Annotated in this window: 27 protein-coding genes; 26 read left to right on the top strand and 1 reads right to left on the bottom strand. The window is 46.0% G+C overall.

Features of this window, described 5'->3' with window-relative positions:
* Window positions 1-119 precede the first annotated feature (119 nt).
* The 11 genes from V1499_RS14600 (at window position 120) to V1499_RS14550 (ending at window position 8499) form a co-directional block, all read left to right on the top strand.
* Window positions 120-1166 (top strand): hypothetical protein, encoded by a 1047-nt coding sequence (locus tag V1499_RS14600; protein ID WP_409270622.1) that lies wholly within the window; start codon window positions 120-122, stop codon window positions 1164-1166.
* Between the two features lie 13 nt (window positions 1167-1179).
* Complete coding sequence (locus V1499_RS14595) at window positions 1180-1635, top strand: cytochrome c maturation protein CcmE (protein ID WP_409270621.1); 456 nt, start codon at window positions 1180-1182, stop codon at window positions 1633-1635.
* A gap of 28 nt (window positions 1636-1663) precedes the next feature.
* Entirely contained in the window at window positions 1664-3646 is a 1983-nt protein-coding gene (locus V1499_RS14590) for a heme lyase CcmF/NrfE family subunit (protein ID WP_409270620.1), read from the top strand.
* Entirely contained in the window at window positions 3647-4150 is a 504-nt protein-coding gene (locus V1499_RS14585) for a cytochrome c-type biogenesis protein (RefSeq protein WP_409270619.1), read from the top strand.
* Window positions 4151-4162: 12 nt separating this feature from the next.
* Window positions 4163-4534: a hypothetical protein gene (locus V1499_RS14580; RefSeq protein WP_409270618.1), complete on the top strand. Its 372-nt coding sequence runs from the start codon at window positions 4163-4165 to the stop codon at window positions 4532-4534.
* A complete protein-coding gene (locus V1499_RS14575; RefSeq protein ID WP_409270617.1) occupies window positions 4531-5520 on the top strand; it encodes a hypothetical protein in 990 nt (329 codons plus the stop codon). Before V1499_RS14580 ends, V1499_RS14575 begins: the two co-directional genes overlap by 4 nt.
* Window positions 5521-5543: 23 nt before the next feature.
* A complete protein-coding gene (ccmA, locus tag V1499_RS14570; protein ID WP_409270616.1) occupies window positions 5544-6248 on the top strand; it encodes a heme ABC exporter ATP-binding protein CcmA in 705 nt (234 codons plus the stop codon).
* Entirely contained in the window at window positions 6245-6925 is a 681-nt protein-coding gene (locus V1499_RS14565; protein WP_409270615.1) for a heme exporter protein CcmB, read from the top strand. The genes ccmA and V1499_RS14565 overlap by 4 nt, the downstream gene beginning before the upstream one ends.
* A 3-nt stretch (window positions 6926-6928) precedes the next feature.
* Window positions 6929-7690, top strand: a complete 762-nt coding sequence (locus V1499_RS14560; RefSeq protein WP_409270614.1) for a cytochrome c biogenesis protein — start codon at window positions 6929-6931, stop codon at window positions 7688-7690.
* Between the two features lie 12 nt (window positions 7691-7702).
* The gene (locus V1499_RS14555; RefSeq protein ID WP_409270613.1) at window positions 7703-7828 is read left to right on the top strand and encodes a CcmD family protein; all 126 of its coding nucleotides are present in this window, start codon (window positions 7703-7705) and stop codon (window positions 7826-7828) included.
* Window positions 7829-7920: 92 nt separating this feature from the next.
* Window positions 7921-8499, top strand: coding sequence for a TlpA family protein disulfide reductase (locus tag V1499_RS14550; protein WP_409270612.1), 579 nt, complete (start codon window positions 7921-7923; stop codon window positions 8497-8499).
* A gap of 42 nt (window positions 8500-8541) precedes the next feature.
* On the opposite strand, the gene V1499_RS14545 is transcribed toward V1499_RS14550, so the two are convergent.
* Window positions 8542-9192, bottom strand: coding sequence for an SIMPL domain-containing protein (locus tag V1499_RS14545; RefSeq protein ID WP_409270611.1), 651 nt, complete (start codon window positions 9190-9192; stop codon window positions 8542-8544).
* Window positions 9193-9351: 159 nt separating this feature from the next.
* Between V1499_RS14545 and spoIIIAA the strand changes: the two genes are divergently transcribed.
* The 15 genes from spoIIIAA (at window position 9352) to V1499_RS14470 (ending at window position 20791) form a co-directional block, all read left to right on the top strand.
* Window positions 9352-10278: a stage III sporulation protein AA gene (gene spoIIIAA / locus V1499_RS14540; protein ID WP_409270610.1), complete on the top strand. Its 927-nt coding sequence runs from the start codon at window positions 9352-9354 to the stop codon at window positions 10276-10278.
* A complete protein-coding gene (spoIIIAB, locus tag V1499_RS14535) occupies window positions 10279-10794 on the top strand; it encodes a stage III sporulation protein SpoIIIAB (RefSeq protein ID WP_409270609.1) in 516 nt (171 codons plus the stop codon).
* A gap of 11 nt (window positions 10795-10805) precedes the next feature.
* On the top strand, window positions 10806-11009 hold the full coding sequence (spoIIIAC, locus tag V1499_RS14530; protein WP_053367087.1) for a stage III sporulation protein AC: 204 nt from the start codon (window positions 10806-10808) through the stop codon (window positions 11007-11009).
* A gap of 17 nt (window positions 11010-11026) precedes the next feature.
* Window positions 11027-11416: a stage III sporulation protein AD gene (gene spoIIIAD / locus V1499_RS14525; protein ID WP_409276308.1), complete on the top strand. Its 390-nt coding sequence runs from the start codon at window positions 11027-11029 to the stop codon at window positions 11414-11416.
* A gap of 30 nt (window positions 11417-11446) precedes the next feature.
* Entirely contained in the window at window positions 11447-12634 is a 1188-nt protein-coding gene (gene spoIIIAE, locus V1499_RS14520; protein WP_409270608.1) for a stage III sporulation protein AE, read from the top strand.
* A 14-nt stretch (window positions 12635-12648) separates the two neighbouring features.
* The gene (gene spoIIIAF, locus V1499_RS14515) at window positions 12649-13263 is read left to right on the top strand and encodes a stage III sporulation protein AF (protein ID WP_409270607.1); all 615 of its coding nucleotides are present in this window, start codon (window positions 12649-12651) and stop codon (window positions 13261-13263) included.
* The gene (gene spoIIIAG / locus V1499_RS14510) at window positions 13260-13919 is read left to right on the top strand and encodes a stage III sporulation protein AG (protein WP_409270606.1); all 660 of its coding nucleotides are present in this window, start codon (window positions 13260-13262) and stop codon (window positions 13917-13919) included. The genes spoIIIAF and spoIIIAG overlap by 4 nt, the downstream gene beginning before the upstream one ends.
* 15 nt (window positions 13920-13934) lie before the next feature.
* On the top strand, window positions 13935-14495 hold the full coding sequence (locus V1499_RS14505) for a SpoIIIAH-like family protein (RefSeq protein WP_409270605.1): 561 nt from the start codon (window positions 13935-13937) through the stop codon (window positions 14493-14495).
* Between the two features lie 282 nt (window positions 14496-14777).
* A complete protein-coding gene (gene accB / locus V1499_RS14500; protein WP_409270604.1) occupies window positions 14778-15299 on the top strand; it encodes an acetyl-CoA carboxylase biotin carboxyl carrier protein in 522 nt (173 codons plus the stop codon).
* Window positions 15300-15304: 5 nt separating this feature from the next.
* Window positions 15305-16657 (top strand): acetyl-CoA carboxylase biotin carboxylase subunit, encoded by a 1353-nt coding sequence (gene accC, locus V1499_RS14495; RefSeq protein WP_409270603.1) that lies wholly within the window; start codon window positions 15305-15307, stop codon window positions 16655-16657.
* Between the two features lie 21 nt (window positions 16658-16678).
* Window positions 16679-17089, top strand: a complete 411-nt coding sequence (locus V1499_RS14490; RefSeq protein WP_316569665.1) for an Asp23/Gls24 family envelope stress response protein — start codon at window positions 16679-16681, stop codon at window positions 17087-17089.
* 228 nt (window positions 17090-17317) lie between these two features.
* On the top strand, window positions 17318-17710 hold the full coding sequence (nusB, locus tag V1499_RS14485) for a transcription antitermination factor NusB (protein WP_409270602.1): 393 nt from the start codon (window positions 17318-17320) through the stop codon (window positions 17708-17710).
* 44 nt (window positions 17711-17754) lie between these two features.
* A complete protein-coding gene (folD, locus tag V1499_RS14480) occupies window positions 17755-18615 on the top strand; it encodes a bifunctional methylenetetrahydrofolate dehydrogenase/methenyltetrahydrofolate cyclohydrolase FolD (RefSeq protein WP_409270601.1) in 861 nt (286 codons plus the stop codon).
* 591 nt (window positions 18616-19206) lie between these two features.
* The gene (gene xseA / locus V1499_RS14475) at window positions 19207-20565 is read left to right on the top strand and encodes an exodeoxyribonuclease VII large subunit (protein ID WP_409270600.1); all 1359 of its coding nucleotides are present in this window, start codon (window positions 19207-19209) and stop codon (window positions 20563-20565) included.
* Window positions 20558-20791: an exodeoxyribonuclease VII small subunit gene (locus V1499_RS14470; RefSeq protein WP_316569669.1), complete on the top strand. Its 234-nt coding sequence runs from the start codon at window positions 20558-20560 to the stop codon at window positions 20789-20791. The genes xseA and V1499_RS14470 overlap by 8 nt, the downstream gene beginning before the upstream one ends.

Genomic DNA, 20791 nt, shown 5'->3' with positions numbered 1-20791 from the left:
ATGTTCAAGAGTGTTTCAACAAATGGGTTCTGTGGTCGATTATATTTATTCCAAAGAGGACTATAGTGAAAAATAGTACGTTCTAGTCATGTGTTTTTCACTAGCCAAGGAGGACTACCATGCTGAAAAAATTGATGGCGTTTTTACTGATTGTTTCGTCCGGTTTGTATTCGGATGCTTTCGCAGCGAAGGCGGAAGGGAACTTTTTGCCTGAGCAATTTCCATACAAGGAAATGCAGATCCAGGTAATGCCGGAGTTCGATTACCCGGAAAATTGGCCAAAGGAAGAACCATCGCTTTTGGTTGGACAGTACGGAACGCTAATAAACAAAACCGGTCAGGATTTCAGCGGGAAGGTTGAAGTTCCTGTTCCTGCAAACGAGAAAAACTTTGAGGTTTATCTCGTAGCGGAATTTCCAAGTGACGATAAGCCGGAAGTTCAGCGGCCATTTGAAGTGGATAAAGAAAGAGGCGTCATTTCCTTTACCCCGCAGAATCCAATAAAGAAAGATGCCGATTATAAGTTTGTTATCGAATATTATTCCAATCCAATAGAAGTGAATGAAAAGAAAAGCTTTACCTATGAATATACCGCGCCGGCGGCTATTGAAACCCTAGATGTCATTGTATACGCCCCCTTGAAATCAACCGATATCACCCTTGAACCAAAACCTGCAAGTACGCAAAAAAGTGATTATGGAGAACAAATTGCTTTTTATCAAGTGAAGGCGGCCGGAAAAGGAAGTAAATATAAATACATTGTTTCCTACAAAAAAGATGGAAACGATTCAACCCTCTCAATGATTAATAAAAACAAAGCCCCGAATGACGAAAACCATAATGGCACCTCAGCAACAGACCAGCTCGCTTCGAACAATGGTGGAAGCGGCGGGGACAATAGCCGGCCAATTGTTGGTACTGCTGGCGGAGTCATCATAGGCGTATCCATTATCATTGCCGGGATGTTTGTCTTCTTTGGCTTAAGAAACAAACAGGAAAACAGGAAAAACCCTCCCTCATCTAAAAAGGATAAGGGAAGTAAGGCGCCACAGAAGCCAAAGATGAAACCTTCTAACGATGAAGAAATCAAGGAGCTTCGCAAAAAGCTATTGAATGGGAAGATTGATCAAGAATCCTACGATGAACAAGTAAAGAAATTAATTTAAGGGGGAGAAGGTAATGAAAAAAAATACAATCGTTATGCTAGGCGGATTTATAATCGCGGGGGCAATCGTCTTTCTCTTAATGGCAGCGACTCCCGGTTCGAGCGGTGTTGAGTTGACTATGAAAGATTTACTCGCAAACCAGGAAAAACATAAAGATGACTTTGTCACAGTAGAAGGATTGCTTATTGAAGAGTCAATTAAGTGGGATGCAGATAAAATCGAACTTAAATTCGATGTGAAGGATAACGATGGAAATGTCATGCATGTGGTACACAACGGTGTAAGGCCGGACAATTTTTCGGAAGGCGTCATTACAATCCTCCAGGGAGCGCCCACAGGCAACAATACTTTTGTTGCCGAAACGGTCAAAACGAGATGCCCGTCCAAGTATGAAGGCGAAGACATGGAGAACTATGACCCGGATAAGCACAAGGATAAGTTAAACAAAAAGCCTTCCAGCGAAGAATAGAGGCCAAAACTAAAGAAGGTGGAGACATATGTATTTATTCGCAAATGCAACAATTTATGTTGGCCTTGCACTGGCTGTGTATGCTTTGCTTGTGACAACCTACGGAATTGCCGTTAAAAATCAAAAGCTTGTCAATAGTGGAAAAGGGGCGGTCATCGGACTATTTATCAGCACCGCCCTGGCAATGGCTTCATTATTCTATTTGCTTGCAACATCACAGTTCCAATTTGAATATGTCAACGATTATACGAGCAGCGAGCTTCCTGTAATCTATAAGCTTACAGCCCTTTGGGCGGGAAATTCCGGATCGCTCCTATTATGGACTTTCTTCCTTACTCTTTATATTGTGATGGTTGTATTCTCGCGGAAAATGAAGGGAAACCCGATGATTCCCTATATCATGTCAATCCTGCTCGGGAACGCTGTATTCTTCTTCCTTATTCTCAGCTTTGTCGCAAAACCTTTTGCAATTTTGCCTGAGGTGCCAATTGAAGGAAAAGGCTTGAATCCGATGCTGCAAAACCCGGGAATGATCATCCATCCTGTTACGCTTTATTTGGGATATGTAGGCCTGGCTGTACCATTCGCATTCGCTATGGCGGCGTTGATTCTGAAAAATATGGATGATTTCTGGATTAAGATGACTAGAAGATGGACCATTATCGCGTGGCTGTTTCTGAGCCTTGGAAATATCTTCGGCGGCCAATGGGCTTATGTAGAGTTGGGATGGGGCGGTTACTGGGCGTGGGACCCGGTTGAGAACGCATCCTTCATGCCATGGCTGACAGCAACCGCCTTCCTGCATTCCGTCATGATCCAGGAACGCAAGAACATGTTGAAGGTTTGGAATATTAGCTTAATCATAATCTCTTATGCTCTAACTCTCTTTGGAACCTTCTTAGTACGAAGCGGCGTCCTTACTTCAGTCCATGCGTTCGCCAATTCCAATCTCGGATTGTATTTCCTGATCTTTATGGGGGTTGCCGTTATTGGCGCGATGTATGTCCTGATGAGCCGCTACAATTTGATAAAGAGGAGCGCAGGCGAATTCAATTCATTCGTTTCAAAGGAAAGCTCATTCCTAATCAATAACCTGTTGCTTGTTGGATCCGCATTCGCAGTATTCTGGGGAACCATTTTCCCGCTCGTTTCCGAAGCGGTCCGGGGAACAAAAGTAACGGTTGGAATCCCGTTCTTCAATGCGGTCCAAGCACCAATCCTGTTATCAATGATGTTTGTGATGGCTGTCTGTCCGCTCCTTGCCTGGCAGAGGTCGTCTTTGAAAAACTTGAAGAAAAACTTTCTGATTCCGGCGATTCTTGCGGTAGCCGCAATGGTCCTTATGGTTGTCCTCGGCATTCAAAAAGCCTGGGCAGTCATCGGATATGGGGTCATCATTCTTCTCTTGATTACACATTATCTTGAATTCTATAGAGGCGTAAAAGCGAGAAGGAAAATGACCCGCGAAAACGTGCCTGTTGCACTTTACAGGCTTATGACAAAAAATAGGCGGCGTTATGGCGGGTATATTGTCCATCTTGGGATAGCGTTCATTGCACTTGGAATCATCGGCTCGCAAAACTATGACCATGAAACGATGAAAACAATTCCGATTGGCGGGTCAATGGAAATAGACGATTACCGGATCAATTACGACAAGCTTGATCAAAAGTCAGAGGGCGTCAATGATATCGTTTATGCCGACCTGACCATTTTTAAAAACGGGAAACGCCTAGGAAGCTATGAAGTAGAAAAGGTATTCTATGGAAATTGGGATCAGCCTTCTTCGGAAGTTGCCCTGATTTCTAGTGTGAAGGAAGACCTTTATATCATTCTCAGCGCGTGGGAGAACGACGGAAGGGCAACCTTCATTGTAAAAGTCATCCCAATGATGACCTGGATGTGGTTCGGTTCATTCCTAATCGTAATTGGGTCGATTTTCGCAGTCTGGAATGGCAGGTTCCAAGGCGTAACACCAAGGTACACCGGCGCTTCCAGGGAGGTGGCTTAAATGCCAAGGAAAGTTTATACGGCAATCCTACTGGTCTTGATTTTGGTTCAGGCAGCAGCGTTCCCTGTATTCGCGAAGGAATTTGATTACAAATCGAAAGAGTTCAAGGCTGTGGCCTCGCAATTCTCCTGTACGTGCGGCTGCGGGCAGGACCATTATGAATGCGACCCGAATACGTGCAACCTGACTGTTGAATTTAAGAAAGACCTCGTTGATATGATGAACAAGGGCATGGATAAAGATGAAATCAGAGCATATTATATCGGAATTTACGGTGAGGAAATCCTGACAGCCCCAGAAAAAGAGGGGTTCAGCCTGACAGCGTGGGTCCTTCCATTTGTCGCACTTGGAGGAGCGGGGACTGCCTTGTTCTTTGTTATCCGAAAGTGGGTCAAAAGGAAAGGGCAAGCCGCCGGACAAATTGAAGAAACAACCGGGCAGGATGAAGTGGAAAGTGAAATTCTTTCTTCGATCATTGACGAGGAACGAAAAAAGTATCTTTAGGATGTGAACAGAATGGAAGACATTTCAATCATCTCAATGCTCCTGACCGCGGTGTTTGTGCTCGGCTGCCTCTATCTGGTGATCATACCGTTTTTCAAGGATGAAACATTCCTTGACCATACGAGGAAAAGCCAATCCAACGGGGCAACCAAAGAAGCATTGCTTACAACATTGAATGAAATAGAGTTCGAATACAAAATGGAAAAACTGTCTGAAAGCGATTATAGGCAATTAAAGAAACAGTATGAGAGCCAGGTTGCGAAGCTCATGAGGGATGAAGAAACATCCCCTGAGAAGGCAATCGACAGGGATTTACTAGCTGAAGTGGAGCGGGAAATTGAAGCTTCCATTCAGCAGAAAAGTAAAAAGGGGGGAGGAAAGTGATTAAGAAAATCACGGTTTTCCTCCTCGGCCTTCTAATGCTGGCGCCTGCGGGAGCTAGCGCGGCCGCCGAACCGAAAATCACGATAGATATGCATTATCTTGTTGTGAGCCCAGCGGAAGATGGATCTACGAATATGATGAACATGGTAAATTACACCAATGTGGATTCCTCGGAATATAAGGGTGACGGCAAAAGTGAAGCTGTCCTGACGGTGACATTGCCTGAAGGAAGTACGGGCTTGAATTTCCTTGATGGAAAAATTGCCATGAAGCAGACCGGTAATGGGTTTATTACAACCGATCCAATCCCGGGAAGCCAGACGATTGTCCTTCCCTATAGCTACAGGATGCCAGCCGGACGGGATATTAATCTCGCATTTGATTACCCGGTCCAGATGATGCAAGTGCTAGTGCCAGAAGGAATGGGGAGCATTGAATTCAAAGGCGTGGAAGCCACGAACCAGGGATTATTCAATTTTGAGGACCAGAGGTATGTAGGATACAGCGTGGAAGCAATACCTGCCAACAAGCCATTCACCATGATTTACAACAAGGACATTCAGCCGAAAGCCGGGGAAGCAAAGCAGGCGGGAGCGGATGCAGAAAGTGGAACCGTTGTGGCAAAGCAATCGCCTGCGTTCCATAATCCAGGCCATTTACGGATGTGGTATCAATCGCCATTAAAAAGCTTCAATCCCCATGTTTTAATGATTGTGCTCGCTGCAATCGTTATAGCGGGAATTGCCTATTTTTCCTATTTTAGCCTAAGGAATAGGGCTGAAGCGGAAAAACTGGAAAATGACGCGGATGAAAAAGCCTTTAAACTTCTTATCGCCAAGCAAAATACAATAATGGATAAAATCCTTGAGCTTGAGGAGACATACGGGAACGGGCTCCTCACCGAAGAAGAATACAATGCCAAAATTGATGCTTACAAGCAGCATCTTGTAAAAGTGAAGCTGGGACTTAGAAGGTTCGTAGAGTAACGGCGGAGAGGGAGGGTCTCTGTATGATAGAAATAAAAAAACTGACAAAGCAGGCAGACAATAAGATGATCCTGAAGGGGATCGACCTCTCTATAAGTAAAGGGGAAACAGTTGGCATACTCGGTCCAAACGGTGCTGGAAAGAGCACACTTTTAAAAGTGCTGGCGGCCCTTGTTAAACCGTCATCAGGGGAAGTAAAGGTCGGCGGACTCGACCTGAAAAGGAACCAGGGGGAAATCAAGAAGCTGTTTGGGTATCTCCCCCACTCCAGTCTGCTCTATGAACACTATTCCCCCCTTGAAAACCTTGTTTTTTTCGGGAAAATCTATGGGGTGAAAAATGTGGAAGAAAGGGCTATCCAGCTCGTCAAGGAAGTTGGATTATCATTCTTCCTGAACGATCCGGTCAAGAATTTTTCAAGGGGAATGATTCAAAGAATTGCGATTGCACGCGCGATTATCCATGAACCCGACATCCTTTTGCTTGATGAGCCGCACACCGGACTCGACCAGGGCGCGATTGGCATTCTGAACAATGTCATTGTTGAGATGAGAGAAAAAGGTGCCACCACCCTAATGGTCACTCACGATTTCAAGCAGGCGGCAGAACTCTGCGACAGAATTATCATCGTCAAAAACGGAAAAATAGCCGAGGACTTTAAGCTGCTTGATCGAAATCTCGGTACACTGAGTGAGAAATATTTGTACCAAGTGGAGGGAGTTTCATGAATATTTTCAGGCCTGCCCTCTTAATAGCAGCAAAAGAATTGAAATCGGAACTGAAAACGAAGCAAGTGCTTGCAACGATGCTTATTTTTGCAGGTCTTGTCATCCTGATATTCAGCATAGCCTTCGACCCGCAAAACAATTTTACAAAAGCGGTCATTCCCGGGACCATTTGGGTCATCATCGTTTTTTCCGGAATACTCGGGCTTAACAGATCGTTTATCTCCGAACAAAGAAACGATACGATGCAGGGGCTTCTCATCGCGCCGATTGAAGCATCAGGCATTTATCTTGGGAAAATGCTCGCCAATCTGGCAATGATCCTGATTGTCGAACTCGTTTCACTGCCGTTTTTATTCCTTCTCTTTGATTTCAAATATATGGGAAGCTTCCCGTATTTCATGCTTGTCTTATTTTTAGGCAGTTTTGGCTTTATAGCAATAGGGACATTTCTTGCGGCGTTGGCTGCGAATTCGAAGAGCAGCGAAATGCTTTTGCCGCTCCTCTTGTTTCCGATAACAAGCCCGATCCTTATCGGCGCGGTCCAGTCGACAAAGATTATCCTTACCAATATCGAAAAGCTGCCGACTGCCATTGCGTGGATCCAATTGATCGCAGCCTATGATGTTATATTCTTTGTCCTTTGCTTTTTGTTAATAGACTATGTGTTGGAGGTATAGGAGATGAGCGTAAATCTCGAAAAGCAACACCCGCCGCTCACCCAATCAGGGGTGGCCCCGATTGCAAATCCGGTGATGCCCAAAATCCTGTTCGGTGCAACCGTCGCATCGGTTCTCGCTTCAATCTATCTAATATTTATGTACGCCAAAATTGAAGTTACGATGGGAGCTGTCCAAAAGATATTCTACTTCCATGTCGCATCTGCATGGACAGGGTTCCTCGCTTTTTTCGTAACGTTTATTTTCAGCATTTTATACTTGTTTAAAAGGAAACGAATTTTTGATACGTATGCATTCGTCTCAGCGGAAATCGGGGTTGTTTTTACAACCATCGTCCTGACAACTGGTCCAATCTGGGCTAAATCATCTTGGAATACGTGGTGGGCCTGGGAGCCGCGCCTAACTACGACGCTCGTTCTTTGGTTCATTTACATGGCTTACATTATGATCCATCAAATGGATGGTGTATGGGAGAAAAAAGCCCGCCTGGCTGCTGTATTCGGAATTATCGGTTTTGCGGATGTTCCGATTGTCTGGTTTGCCATCCGCTGGTGGAATTCGAAGTTCCATCCAATTGTTTTCGGTGAAGGGCCTTCCCAAAAGGGCGGAGGCATTGATGATACGATGCTCGTTGCTTTGCTTGCGACCATTACTGCCCTGACCTTCTTCTACGCGTTTTTGCTGAATAAAGGTGTAACCCTTGAAAATATGAAAATAAAAGTTTCACAGTACAAAGAAAAATTAAGGGAATCTATTGAAAATTAGGAGGAAACCAAAATGGAATACATGTATGCGGCCTATTCGGTAGCCTGGATTGTGATTTTTTCGTACCTGTTGGTTTTAGGTAGACGCCAAAGCAAGCTTAAGAAGGAAATTGAGTTTTTGAAACTGCACGATAAATAGATTCTGGATCGGTGATTATACGAGGCTGGAAACCGCCGAGGGTTACATCGTGATTTTAGGGATACAGGCAATTTGGATTTGGAGGAAATGCCATGATGCAGGAAGAAATCAAGGGAAGAACGGAAGAGGCCCAGCTTGAGGATCTAACCAGGTCAACTCCGGCCAGAAACCGGATCATTAGACTGGCCATTCTCTTGCTGGCAATCGGGATGTTTGGCTATTTTTACAACTCTATGGCGAATGGGGCGGACATCCCACGCCAAGGCGATCCGGCTCCCAATTTCGAACTTGAGAACCTTGATGGGAAATTGGAAAGCCTGTCTGACTATAAGGGAACTGTTGTCGTTATGAATTATTTTGCAACCTGGTGTGTTCCTTGTGTCGACGAAGCTCCAGAACTCGAAGCTTTTTCAAGGGAATATGGGGATAAGTATAATCTGCTCATCATCGACAGGGGCGAAACCCGCGACCGTGTGAAAAAGTTTATTGAAAAGCACGATGCAGGATCATCAACTTATTTATTCGATTATAATTCCAAGGTTTCAAAAATGTATGGCGTGCTTAAGCAGCCTGAATCGTTCGTAATTGATAAAGAAGGCGTTATCCGCGAATACATTCAGGGTCCCATAAACAAAATGGAACTATATAATCTTGTCAGCAAATATGATTAAAGGATTAAGCTCTTCGGGGCTTAATCCTTTTTCTTTGTCTAGTTAGCTATCAAAACGGTATTGGGAGATAACAGTTGCTTCAATTGTAAGTTTCCCAGGCTGGATTTGGGTGGTCGAAATACCTTTGACCATAGGCGTATGGTATTCGGTAATGGGCCGAGGGAAGTCGGTTCCTTCTATGACCGAAACGGGAACCGCGTTTAATTTTACGCCCAGCGCCATGCCTATGGTTATCGCCTTCTCGTATGCGTTTTGGACCGCGAGTGTAAGAGCTTCCTTGTAATAGGCCTCCTGTTTGCTAGCTGTAAATTGGATGTCCGAAACATAATTGGCCCCATTCCTCACAGCCGTATCGATAACCGTCCCCGCCTTTTCCAAATCGGTTATCTTCACTTGAAGGAGATGGGTAATTTTATATCCGCGAAAAATTTGCATTCCCTCTTTGAAATCATACATGGATTCTATCCTGTAATCGAAAGTCCGGATATTCCCGGCTGGAATCCCGAGGCCCAACAAGGCGTTCACAACCCGTGATGAGTCGCGCGCATTTTGCTGTTGGCCAGCCGCAACGTCCTTTTGCTCAGTTGAAACACCGATAACAACTGTTGCGAGATCGGGCCTCGTGGTTACCATTCCCTCCCCCTTGACGCTAATCATTTTCCCGGTGGCTGGCCTTTGCGTATCAAGTGACATTTTGATTCCTCCCCTCCAATAGAAGCATACGGAATTTTTTGTGAAAAAATGACTTTCCTGTGTACCACCATTGTATCTGAAATCAGCGAAACAAGTCATATCGGGTCTGTACAGGCATACATTTTAACAATGGTGCAAGCTTTGGGGAGGTGTATGCCAGTGGATAGGATCAAGCCTTTTTTGCCGCAAGCAGTCGCGAATGCAATCGAAGGCATCCCTTCCGCGGATAGAGGGAAGGTCGAGGAAATCAGGATAAGGATCAATAGGCCTGTTGAAGTGACGGTCAGGGGTGCTCCTTTGTTCCTTCCGTATAGAACAAACCAGGGGGATGCCGATCTGCTTTTACAAAAAATCAGCCAGCATTCCATTTATGCAATGGATGAAGAGTTGATGAGGGGCTATATCACAATTGCGGGCGGCCACAGGGTCGGGTTGGCGGGTAAAGTTGTGCTTGAAGGAGGAAAAGTGAGGGCCATCAGGGATGTCTCGTCGTTCAATATCCGGATCGCAAGGGAAAAAGTTGGAATTGCTGATGTGTTGGTTCCCTTTATATACAGGAACGAAAGCTGGGCCCACACGCTGATTATTGGCCCTCCCCAAACAGGAAAGACCACTCTATTGAGGGATATCGCAAGGCTCGTCTCAAGCGGAAATAGCGATTTTGGAGTGCCTCCGCGAAAGGTTGGCATCGTTGATGAACGGTCCGAAATTGCCGGATGTGTTAACGGAGTTCCCCAGCTCACTTTCGGCACCAGGGTGGATGTCCTTGACGCCTGCCCGAAAGCGGAAGGGATCATGATGCTGATCAGGTCAATGAGCCCCGAGGTCATCATTGCGGATGAAATCGGCCGGCGGGAAGACTCGGAAGCAATCCAGGAGGCTGTCCACTCAGGGATAAAAATCATTACGACAGTCCACGGCCGCTCGCTCGAGGAAATAAAAAACAGGCCTACATTGGAGGGAATAATTGGGCCTAGCGTTTTTGAGAGATATATTGTTCTTGGCCGGATAGATGGACCGGGTACAATCAACAAAATTCTTGATGGTTCGGGCAAGCCGCTTGCCGGAAAAGTGAAGGTGATGTAAATGGTGAAACTGTTGGGAGCCCTTTTTATTCTGGCTGCAACAACTTGGACGGGCTTTGAATTCTCCCGCCACCTTAGCGAGCGGCCAAAACAGCTTCGCCAACTTAAAGCGGCGCTGCAATCGCTTGAAGCCGAAATCATGTATGGCCATACCCCTTTACATGAGGCAGCGAGGCGACTTTCCGCTCAGATTCCAAAGCCTTTGTCATTTTTGTTTGAGTCATTCGGCTCAAAGTTGACACGAACGGAAACCACGGTAAAGGATGCCTGGGAATCAAGCCTTCTGGAAGTTTGGAAGATGACGGCTCTAAAGGAAGGGGAGCTTGAAATCATGTTTCAATTCGGAGAAACGCTTGGAAGACATGACCGCTTTTCCCAGCAAAAACAAATCCAGCTCACGCTTACCCATTTGGAAAGGGAAGAATCGGAAGCCCGGGATCGGCAGTCGAAGTATGAAAAAATGCTGAAAAGCCTAGGTTTTCTTTCCGGACTGCTGCTCATCATCGTATTGATTTAGGGGGGATTGGAATGGGATTGGAAGTGGATATCATTTTTAAAATCGCCGGGGTGGGCATTGTTGTTGCCTTTTTGCATACTGTCCTTGACCAGGTGGGGAAAAAGGAATATGCCCAATGGGTCACATTGTTCGGCTTCATTTATATCCTGTTCCAGGTAGCCGTCATTGTCGATGGCCTGTTTCAAAAAATCAAATCAGTCTTTTTGTTCCAATAGAGGGGAGGGGCTTTCCAATTGAAATCATAAAAATCGTCGGCATTTCGCTTACCGCCACCTTCCTGGCAATGATCCTAAAGGAGCAAAAACCGAATTTCGCGTTTCTCCTTGTCCTGTTTTCCGGATGCATGATTTTTCTATTCCTTGTCGATAAAATCTATGAAATTATCGCGATGATTGAACGGATTGCCGCGAACGCAAAGGTAAATCTTGTGTATGTCGAGACGATCCTGAAGATTATCGGAATCGCCTATATAGCTGAATTTGCCGCTCAGGTTACGAAGGATGCCGGGCAGGGGGCAATCGCATCAAAAATTGAACTAGGAGGGAAGATCATTATCCTTGCGATGGCGATTCCCATTTTGACTGTCCTGATCGAAACAATCATAAAGCTAATACCAAATTAGCCGGATACCCTGTATTGCCGAGGTGGAAACATGAAGCAGGTTACTTGCCAGGTTATAGTAGCGCTCCTACTCATTTTTATCTTCTTTTTGCCTGAAGCACACGCATCTCCAAAAACACAATCGCCGCTTCCCGATGAACTGGCCGATGCCCAGCTTAAATCTTTGGATATGTCGGAATTGATGTCTTTTTGGGACAGCCTGTCACAAAAATATGGAGGTTTCCTGCCTGAAAGCCAGAAAGGAAGCTTTTATGATTTTTTGAAAGGGGACAAACAGTTTTCACCAAAAGAGTGGGGAAAGGGATTTTTGAAATTTGCGTTCCATGAATTCATCGCAAATGGGAAGCTCCTTGGCTCCCTTATTCTGCTGACCGTTTTCAGTATGTTTTTGCAATCCCTGCAAAACTCTTTCGAAAAAAGCACCATCAGCAAGGTGGCATATTCAATTGTTTTTATGGTTCTTGTCATTCTCGCCTTGAACAGTTTCCATATTGTCATTCAATTTGCCAATGAAACAATCAGGACGATGACATCTTTCATCCTGGCCCTGATTCCCCTCCTGCTTGGCCTGATCGCTTCGTCCGGGGGGGTTGTCTCGGCAGCCTTCTTCCATCCGGTCGTCCTTTTTCTAATGAATACGAGCGGGGTGCTTATTGAGCATATCGTCCTGCCGCTATTGTTTCTATCGGTATTGCTCAGCATCGTTAGCACAATGTCCGAACAGTATAAAGTGAGCCAGCTTGCAAGTCTATTAAGGAATTGGAGTATTGGGCTTCTCGGAATTTTTCTCACTGTCTTTCTCGGCGTACTGTCTGTCCAGGGAGTATCGACCGCGGTTTCAGACGGGATCGCGATTAGGACCGCGAAATTTGTAACCGGAAATTTTGTGCCGGTCATTGGCAGGGCGTTTACCGATGCGGCCGATACAGTCATTGGAGCTTCCGTTCTTTTAAAAAACACAGTCGGTCTTGCCGGTGTTGCGATCTTGCTCATTATCGTGGCATTCCCCGCGATAAAAATCCTTATGATCGCGTTCATCTTTAAATTTGCCGCCGCAATCTTGCAGCCTCTCGGTGGAGGACCGATCATTTCCTGCCTCGATACGGTCGGCAAATGCATCATCTATGTATTTGCTTCCCTGGGGATTGTATCCCTCATGTTCTTCCTTTGCATCACCGTAATAGTGGCGGCCGGAAATATAACGATGATGATGAGATAAAGGGAGGAAGAGGCGTGGGATTTTTAATAGAGTGGGTTACGAATATCATAGTGTTCATTCTGTTGGCGACGGTCATTGATATGCTTTTGCCAAATTCGTCCCTGCAAAGATACACAAAAATGGTGACCGGCCTCCTATTAATAGCTGTCATTCTCGGACCGGTGCTGAAGGTTGTTTCAGGCGATTTTGAAGATGCGATGCTCTCGCTGCCGGCGCTGCAGGCGGCGAGTGGAGTGGAAAATAGCAAAAATTTAATAGAAATGAAGAAAAAAGAAATACAAGCGTCCCAGCAAGCATATATTTTAGAACAAATGGCTGTCCAATTAAAAAAGGACACAGAGGAGGAGTTGATGGAACGCTTTGGTTTCCGGTTTGCCGGGGTAGAGATTGATGCCATAAATAAGGACGGGCAGGAACTGACGGGGTCCATTGAAAAGGTGGCGGTAAAGCTGTCCGAATCGGAAGAAGATAAGGGTAATATCAAGGTTGTGGAGGCCGTCGTCATCAACGCATCTTCCCCGGCCAGGGATTACGGGGAAGAAGAACTGGAGAAATCGGTAGCCTCATTTTTAGCTGAGAAATGGGAAATCCCTGAAAGTGCCATAGAGGTTGCCATTGAAGGGGGATGACGAGGGTGGTGAAAAATAAACAAAGCCCGATTGATTGGCTGAAAAGCAGGCTGTTTGACGGACAGCCTCCAGGAAAAAAAACGAAGTACCAGTATATGGCCCTGGTCCTCTGTATCGGCGCAGCCTTCATGCTGATTGGCAACTTGTTTATGCCGGGCGGCAAAGAAGATGAAGCAGTTTTGGAAGCGGCCACTGGACAAAGCGGCGGGGAGGTTGCCGCTTTCGGACAAAAAAAACAAGCAAGGAAATCAGCATCAAACGATTACGAACAAGCTTATGAGAGGCAGCTGAAGGAAGCCCTTGAAGACATGCTAGGGGTGGGAGAAGCCACCGTAATGGTCAACCTGGATTCCACGGAGTCGAAGGTTCTTGAAAAAAATACCGTTACAAAAAGGCAAATGACGAATGAGCGTGACCGTGATGGCGGTACTAGGGAAGTTGAGGATGCATCAGTCGACGAACAGCTTGTCATCATCCGCAATGGCGATAAAGAAGAACCTATCGTCATTGAAACAAAAAAACCGGAAATACGGGGAGTGCTTGTCGTTGCCAGGGGTGCGGATAACATAGAAGTAAAAAAGCAGATCATTGAAGCGGTCACCAGGGCTCTCGGAGTACCAAGCCACAGGGTTGCGGTGATGGCAAAAAAAAATTAAGGGGGAAAAATAAGGATGCTTTTGAAAAAACAGACCGTTTGGCTTTTGACGATGCTGAGCCTCGTTATCGTTTTATCGGTTTATTATATTACTTCAGAACCACAGGGGGAAAATAACCTCACCGCTGTCGGGGAAAAATCAAAAGAAAGCAAGACTGCGAAACAGCAAGCCGCTTCCAAAGAAACGGATGGGAAAACAGTAATAACTGAAGCTTCCGCGGATGATGGTTTTGAAACATTGCGCCTGAAGCTGACGGATCAGCGGAATGAAATGAAGGAAGAGCTCGAAACGCTCGTCGGGACAACCAACCTGCCGGAAAGCAAGCGGAACGAGTATTTTGAAAAGATCGAAGAATTAAAGGAAATAGGCTTTAAAGAAGAGGTTCTCGAAACGCTCCTTAAATCAACAATGGGCTACGAGGATGCACTCGTCATGGCGGATGGAGGAAATGTCCGGGTGACAGTGAAATCGAAAAATGGCCATACCGCACAGGCGGCAAATGAAATCATCCAGCTAGTACGGAAAGAAATCGGTTCAATGGCCGTCCCATCAGTGGAATTCAAGCCAGCGAAATAGCATCGCGCCAAAAGATTTGGAATGAAAAAATTTTATAAAAGATAGCGAGGAAAAGCCGGGCTACACACGGCTTTTTCTTTATGCCTGCGTAAAAGCAGGGGGGTAAAGTATACTTTGAAAAGCAATCCAATCTCCATGAGAGAGGGCTTAATTTTATTTTTCGCGTCAAAACGATTAAAATAAAGTGATGGGTATTGAAGCTTGATTCATTATTGAATTTTTACAAGGTGTTATCGTATAGTATTAATATCTAGTCATAATTACTAAGGAGTGCTGAAAACTGTGTTAAAAGTACAGGAGATTCGTGAAATAATTAAACTAATAGACCAATCAAGCATTGATGAATTCGTTTATGAAACAGAAGGATCCAAAATCAAAATGAAAAAGCATGCCCAGGAAGTTTCTGTACAGCAGCAGCCTGTACAGCTAGTCCAGGCGGCTCCTGCTCCTATTCAGGCGGCTCCGGCCGTTCAAGCCCAAGCCCAAACTGCTGCACCAGCTCCTCAGGCGCCTGCCCAGCCGGCGGAAACCCCTGCTGAGCACAACGAGGAAAATCTGCATAAAATCGTTTCACCGATGGTTGGAACGTTCTACCAATCCCCATCGCCTGATGCCGATCCATATGTGAAACCTGGTACTAAAGTAAGCCCAGACTCAATTGTATGCATTGTCGAAGCGATGAAGCTTTTCAATGAAATTGAAGCGGAAGTAAGCGGGGAGATTGTTGAAATCCTCGTGAAAGACGGGCAGCTAGTCGAGTACGGCCAGCCGTTATTCCTAGTAAAAACGGCCGGGGAGCGATAAGCGGAATGATAAAGAAAGTATTGATAGCAAACAGGGGGGAAATCGCGGTCAGGATTGTGCGCGCATGCCGGGATATGGGCATCGAATCAGTTGCCGTTTATTCCGAGGCGGACCGCGAATCCCTGCATGTACAACTTGCAGACGAAGCGTACTGCATTGGGCCTACTTCATCAAAGGAAAGCTACTTGAATTTTACGAACATCATCTCAGTCGCAAAGCTTACGGGCTGCGACGCCATCCACCCTGGTTACGGTTTCCTTGCCGAAAATGCCGCTTTCGCGGAATTGTGTCGTGAATGCAATATCATTTTTATCGGTCCAAGCCCGGAAGCAATCCACAAGATGGGTACGAAGGATGTTGCCCGCGAAACGATGCGTGAAGCCGGAGTGCCAATCGTTCCAGGTTCTGCTGGAATAATTAAGGATATGGATGACGCGATTGAAATTGCCGGGCAAATCGGTTATCCGGTCATCATTAAGGCAACAGCGGGTGGCGGCGGTAAAGGCATCCGGATCGCTCGTGATGAACAGGATCTCATTAAAGGGATCAATATCACCCAGCAGGAAGCAATGACCGCGTTTGGCAACCCGGGAGTCTATCTTGAAAAGTTCATAGAAGACTTCCGCCATGTTGAAATACAGGTCCTCGGAGATTCACACGGGAACACGATCCATCTTGGCGAAAGGGACTGCTCTATCCAACGGCGCCTTCAAAAGCTGCTTGAAGAGACACCTTCTCCAGCGCTCGACTCAGAAATGCGTGAGGAGATGGGAAGTGCGGCCGTTAAAGCTGCAAAAGCGGTTGATTATACAGGCGCAGGTACGGTAGAATTTATTTATGATTACCGGGATCGGAAATTTTACTTCATGGAAATGAATACGCGGATCCAAGTTGAACATCCGGTCACTGAAATGGTAACGGGAGTCGATCTCATAAAAGAGCAAATCAAGGTTGCTTCCGGTGAAAAGCTGGGCATAAGCCAGGAAGAAGTCACTTTTACGGGCTGGTCCATCGAATGCCGGATCAATGCCGAAAATCCTGAAAAGAATTTTATGCCGTCCGCTGGAAAAATAAAAATGTATCTTCCTCCGGGCGGAATTGGAGTAAGGGTTGATTCCGCTGCGTATCCGGGGTATACAATTCCCCCTTATTATGATTCAATGATAGCAAAAGTCATCACGTATGGAAGCACCCGCGAAGAGGCGATTGCCCGAATGAAAAGGGCTTTGTCCGAGTTCGTCATCGAGGGCATCCATACTACGATTCCTTTCCATCTAAGGCTTCTTGATCACGAGAAATTTGTTGGCGGGGAATTCAATACAAAGTTCCTTGAGTTGTATGATGTGATGAAATCCTAGATCTACCTGGAGGTGTCTGGAATGTACGAAAACGGTGTTTTGGAAATGAATGAAGGAATGGGCGGCCATGGCAAGGTGGAAATTGCGCCCGAGGTAATTGAAGTAATCGCCGGAATTGCAGCATCCGAGGTTGAAGGTGTGGCCTCAATGAGAGGCAATTTTGCCACTGGGGTCGTTGAGCGCCTTGGCAAAAAGAACCATGGTAAAGGAATCAAAGTTGAATTGACGGATTCCGGAATCAAGGTTGATGTATTCTGTATGATGAAATTTGGTGTTTCAATCCCTTCAGTAGCGCAAAAAGTGCAGGACAATATCCGCCAGACGCTGCTGAATATGACCGCGCTTGAAGCGGAAGAAGTCAATATCCATATTGTTGGAATCCAGTTTGAGAACCAAAAGCAGGAAATGCCTGAAATCGAACAGGAAATGTAAAAAGGCGAAAGCAACGATTTGGTTGAATGAAGCGGATTTTTACAGAGAACATATAAAAGGGGGAACCGGGGCATCCTTGCTTCTGGTTCCTTTTTTTGCCCGTCCGCACTGCACACCTGATAGGATTATGCTATTATTTCTTTGTGGGTATCCTAGTAAATTGATACATGGGGAAATGTGCGAAAATTGTCCAAAAAGACTTATTTTCAAAAAGGAGCTAATTGTATAATGAAGAGAAGGACAGCAAGAGAAAAGGCACTTCAGGCGCTTTTTCAAATTGATGTAAGCGAAGCTGACCCGGCGTCGGCAATCGAGCATGTGCTTGAAGGGGAAGCCCCTGATCCATACCTATCCAGGCTAGTGAATGGAGCGGTGGAGCAAAAGCCTGACATTGACGAATTAATCAGCAAGAATCTGGAAAAATGGTCGATGGAAAGGCTTGCCGCTGTTGACAGGAACCTGCTTAGGCTGGGTGTGTATGAATTGAAATATTGTCATGATGAAGTGCCTGCCAATGTAGTATTGGATGAAGCTATCGAAATAGCCAAGCTTTATGGAGACGATCAATCAAGCAAATTCATTAACGGCGTCCTATCAAAGGTAAAACAGGAATTGGTTTAACTTTGATGCTTGATAATCATATCCAAAACTGAGGAGGAATCGGGATGGTAGCAAAGGTCATTGACGGGAAAGAAATCGCAAAGAAAAAAAGGGAAGAAATCGCCCGCGAAGTCAAGGCGCTGAGAGAAGACAATATTATGCCTGGGCTTGCGGTAGTCCTTGTAGGAAACAACCATGCTTCCAGGACGTATGTCAACAATAAGGAGAAGGCGTGCAGGGAAGTTGGAATCGAATCCTTTCTGATTGCATTGCCAGAAGAAACGAGCCAGGATGAGCTATTAAGGAAAATTGATGAGCTAAATAACCGTGAGGATGTTCATGGTATTCTCGTCCAGCTGCCTTTGCCTGCGCATATTGAAGAAAAGAAAGTCATCGAAGCCATTACTCCCGAAAAGGACGTTGATGGTTTTCATCCTTTGAATATTGGCAGGATGATGACAGGCCAAGATTCTTTCCTCCCTTGCACTCCGTACGGGGTCATGGTTATGCTCGAGGAAACGGGAATAGAAATTTCCGGCAGGCATGTTGTTATCGTCGGTAGGAGCAATATTGTTGGCAAGCCGGCGGGACAGCTTTTTCTAAATAAAAATGCGACTGTTACATATTGCCATTCAAGAACAAAGGATCTTGAGTACCATACGAAGCAGGCGGATATCCTTGTCGCGGCACTCGGCAAACCAAACTTTATCAGGTTAAATCACATTAAAGAAGGCGCGACAGTCATTGACGTAGGAATCAATAGGGATGAACACGAAAAGCTTTGCGGCGATGTCCATCCGGAAGTTTCCGAAAAAGCAGCCTATTTGACCCCTGTTCCGGGAGGCGTAGGCCCTATGACAATTACGATGCTTCTTTTTAATACGCTTAAGGCGGCAAGGCAGTCCAAAACCTTAAGCAAAGCGTAAATCAGACATTTTTGACAGCCAAGTTTCCAGATATACATCCATTCATGCATTAAATTGCCCTAGTCCATTTTAGTTGGATTTCTTACCCGTGACGGATGGGGAATCTAAACTTATAATGGAATAGGGCAGTTTTTCTTTTTTAAAGAAGAGAGCTGTATAAGTGGCAGTTTAGATTTTATCTGCGTTGATTGGAGCGTAGGGCACCGACTCCTCGAAAATGCTACGCATTTTCTTCGTGCGTGGGCAAATTCGAGGATGCCATTCAGTGTCCTGCGGGATGCAGCGGCAAGGTGGAGACCCACGAAAAGCGAAAGCGCCTTGGTCAGCCCCGACAAGCGCTGGAGGGCCTGAAGGAAAAGTCGCTCTTTGACTTTACCTGAAGGACCGAAGCGACCTCGAGGGGCTAGGCGCTGTAGCTGGACAAACAGGCGCTTGCGCCGAGGAGGCTCCACTGACGCCCCGCGGAAAGCGTGTGCCTCGTGACAGGCAAAGGCCGCCTGTCCCTGCGAAGCCGACTCACAGAAGCTTTCCTTGGTGGAGCGGAAATCAACACCCATTTTCAAGAAGAAAGTATGGCAGGGAGTTTTATTCATGCAGGAAACCAACCGTTTCGTAACTGTTACTGCACTGACAAAATACATAAAACGTAAATTTGATGCTGACCCGCATCTTCAGGATATTTTCATCAAAGGAGAAATTTCAAACCTGAAGCAGCATTCGAGCGGACACATATATCTCACCTTAAAGGATGAGCGTTCCCGAATTCTTGCTGTCATGTTTGCCGGAAACGCCCGGGCAATGAAATTTGTCCCTGAAAACGGAATGAAAGTCATTGTCAGGGGCGAGATTTCTGTTTATGAAGCAAGCGGGCAATACCAGGTTTATATAAAAGAAATGAAACCGGATGGGATAGGCGAGCTATTTCTTGCTTATGAGCAGCTAAAGAAGAAGCTTGAAGCGGAGGGCCTTTTCCGCCGCGACAGGAAAAAGCCGCTACCTCCATTCCCGAGGACAATCGGAATCGTCACATCGCCAACAGGGGCGGCGATTAGGGACATCATTACGACGATTAAAAGGCGATACCCGATTGGCAAAATCATTGTGTATCCGGCGCTCGTTCAGGGTGAAAATGCGGGGAAATCAGTAGCTGGGGCAATCCGGAAAGCGAATATGGCCGGAAATATTGATGTCCTCATTGTTGGGCGTGGCGGGGGTTCCATCGAAGAACTATGGGCCTTCAATGAAGAGCAAGTAGCCAGGGCTATTTTCGATTCAACGATTCCAGTTATTTCCGCGGTGGGCCATGAAACGGATTTTACGATTGCCGATTATGTCGCGGATATGCGCGCGCCGACTCCTACCGGGGCTGCCGAGCTAGCCGTTCCGCATATCGAGGAACTGATGGAGCGTGTCCTGCAGCGGCAGACCAGGCTGATGAGGGCCATGAAGGAGAAATTCAGCTTCCAAAAGGGCCGTTTTGAGCGGATTCAGCGGTCTTACGCATTCCGCTATCCCCGCCGTCTCTACGAACAGAAGCTTGAACAGCTGGACAGGCTCACTGAAAACTTGTATCGTGGGGCAGGGCGGCTGGCGCTAGTTAAAAAAGAGCAATTTGGCAATATGGAAAGAAGGCTGGAAAGAAACAGTCCGGTCCAACTCCTTGGCCAGGCGTCTGAAAGGCATGGCCGTACTGAAAAGGAACTTTTAAGAGCGATGAATCAGATTCTTCGCGGGAAACAAGCGGAGTTCGGCCGGACCCTTGCATCGTTTGAAGCTTTGAATCCACTGAAAATAATGGAACGGGGTTACAGCCTTGCCTATACGGAGGACAACCGGCTAATTAAAAAGGTTGGACAGGTTGAAGTAAATGACAAGGTGACCATTCAGGTGACGGATGGGAGCCTTTTATGCACGATAGAGGAAAAACGGGAGGTTGAAAAAGATGGCTGAGGAAAGACAGCTGACGTTTGAACAGGCGATGGACCAGCTTGAACAGATAGTGGAACGGCTTGAGGAAGGGGATGTTCCCTTGGAGGAGGCCATATCCTTTTATAAGAAAGGAATGGAGCTTTCGAAATTATGCCATGATAAGCTGAAAAACGTCGAAGAACAATTGGCCCAAATTATTACTGAAGATGGACGAAAAGAAAATTTCTCCATTGATGGGGAGGAATAA

It is taken from the genome of Neobacillus oceani, from assembly GCF_046237595.1.
GTDB classification, from domain to species: Bacteria; Bacillota; Bacilli; order Bacillales; family Cytobacillaceae; genus Bacillus_D; species Bacillus_D oceani.
Note: the sequence above shows the minus strand (reverse complement) of the source record. Positions and strands in the feature narration are given on the sequence as shown.

Excerpts from the sequence above, each read along its gene's own strand:
- V1499_RS14600 (WP_409270622.1), top strand. The coding sequence starts at position 120 with ATGCTGAAAAAATTGATGGCGTTTTTACTGATTGTTTCGTCCGGTTTG.
- V1499_RS14595 (WP_409270621.1), top strand. The coding sequence starts at position 1,180 with ATGAAAAAAAATACAATCGTTATGCTAGGCGGATTTATAATCGCGGGG.
- V1499_RS14590 (WP_409270620.1), top strand. The coding sequence starts at position 1,664 with ATGTATTTATTCGCAAATGCAACAATTTATGTTGGCCTTGCACTGGCT.
- V1499_RS14585 (WP_409270619.1), top strand. The coding sequence starts at position 3,647 with ATGCCAAGGAAAGTTTATACGGCAATCCTACTGGTCTTGATTTTGGTT.
- V1499_RS14580 (WP_409270618.1), top strand. The coding sequence starts at position 4,163 with ATGGAAGACATTTCAATCATCTCAATGCTCCTGACCGCGGTGTTTGTG.
- ccmA (WP_409270616.1), top strand. The coding sequence starts at position 5,544 with ATGATAGAAATAAAAAAACTGACAAAGCAGGCAGACAATAAGATGATC.
- V1499_RS14565 (WP_409270615.1), top strand. The coding sequence starts at position 6,245 with ATGAATATTTTCAGGCCTGCCCTCTTAATAGCAGCAAAAGAATTGAAA.
- V1499_RS14560 (WP_409270614.1), top strand. The coding sequence starts at position 6,929 with ATGAGCGTAAATCTCGAAAAGCAACACCCGCCGCTCACCCAATCAGGG.
- V1499_RS14555 (WP_409270613.1), top strand. The coding sequence starts at position 7,703 with ATGGAATACATGTATGCGGCCTATTCGGTAGCCTGGATTGTGATTTTT.
- V1499_RS14550 (WP_409270612.1), top strand. The coding sequence starts at position 7,921 with ATGATGCAGGAAGAAATCAAGGGAAGAACGGAAGAGGCCCAGCTTGAG.
- V1499_RS14545 (WP_409270611.1), bottom strand. The coding sequence starts at position 9,192 with ATGTCACTTGATACGCAAAGGCCAGCCACCGGGAAAATGATTAGCGTC.
- spoIIIAB (WP_409270609.1), top strand. The coding sequence starts at position 10,279 with ATGGTGAAACTGTTGGGAGCCCTTTTTATTCTGGCTGCAACAACTTGG.
- spoIIIAC (WP_053367087.1), top strand. The coding sequence starts at position 10,806 with ATGGGATTGGAAGTGGATATCATTTTTAAAATCGCCGGGGTGGGCATT.
- spoIIIAE (WP_409270608.1), top strand. The coding sequence starts at position 11,447 with ATGAAGCAGGTTACTTGCCAGGTTATAGTAGCGCTCCTACTCATTTTT.
- spoIIIAG (WP_409270606.1), top strand. The coding sequence starts at position 13,260 with ATGACGAGGGTGGTGAAAAATAAACAAAGCCCGATTGATTGGCTGAAA.
- V1499_RS14505 (WP_409270605.1), top strand. The coding sequence starts at position 13,935 with ATGCTTTTGAAAAAACAGACCGTTTGGCTTTTGACGATGCTGAGCCTC.
- accC (WP_409270603.1), top strand. The coding sequence starts at position 15,305 with ATGATAAAGAAAGTATTGATAGCAAACAGGGGGGAAATCGCGGTCAGG.
- V1499_RS14490 (WP_316569665.1), top strand. The coding sequence starts at position 16,679 with ATGTACGAAAACGGTGTTTTGGAAATGAATGAAGGAATGGGCGGCCAT.
- nusB (WP_409270602.1), top strand. The coding sequence starts at position 17,318 with ATGAAGAGAAGGACAGCAAGAGAAAAGGCACTTCAGGCGCTTTTTCAA.
- folD (WP_409270601.1), top strand. The coding sequence starts at position 17,755 with ATGGTAGCAAAGGTCATTGACGGGAAAGAAATCGCAAAGAAAAAAAGG.
- xseA (WP_409270600.1), top strand. The coding sequence starts at position 19,207 with ATGCAGGAAACCAACCGTTTCGTAACTGTTACTGCACTGACAAAATAC.
- V1499_RS14470 (WP_316569669.1), top strand. The coding sequence starts at position 20,558 with ATGGCTGAGGAAAGACAGCTGACGTTTGAACAGGCGATGGACCAGCTT.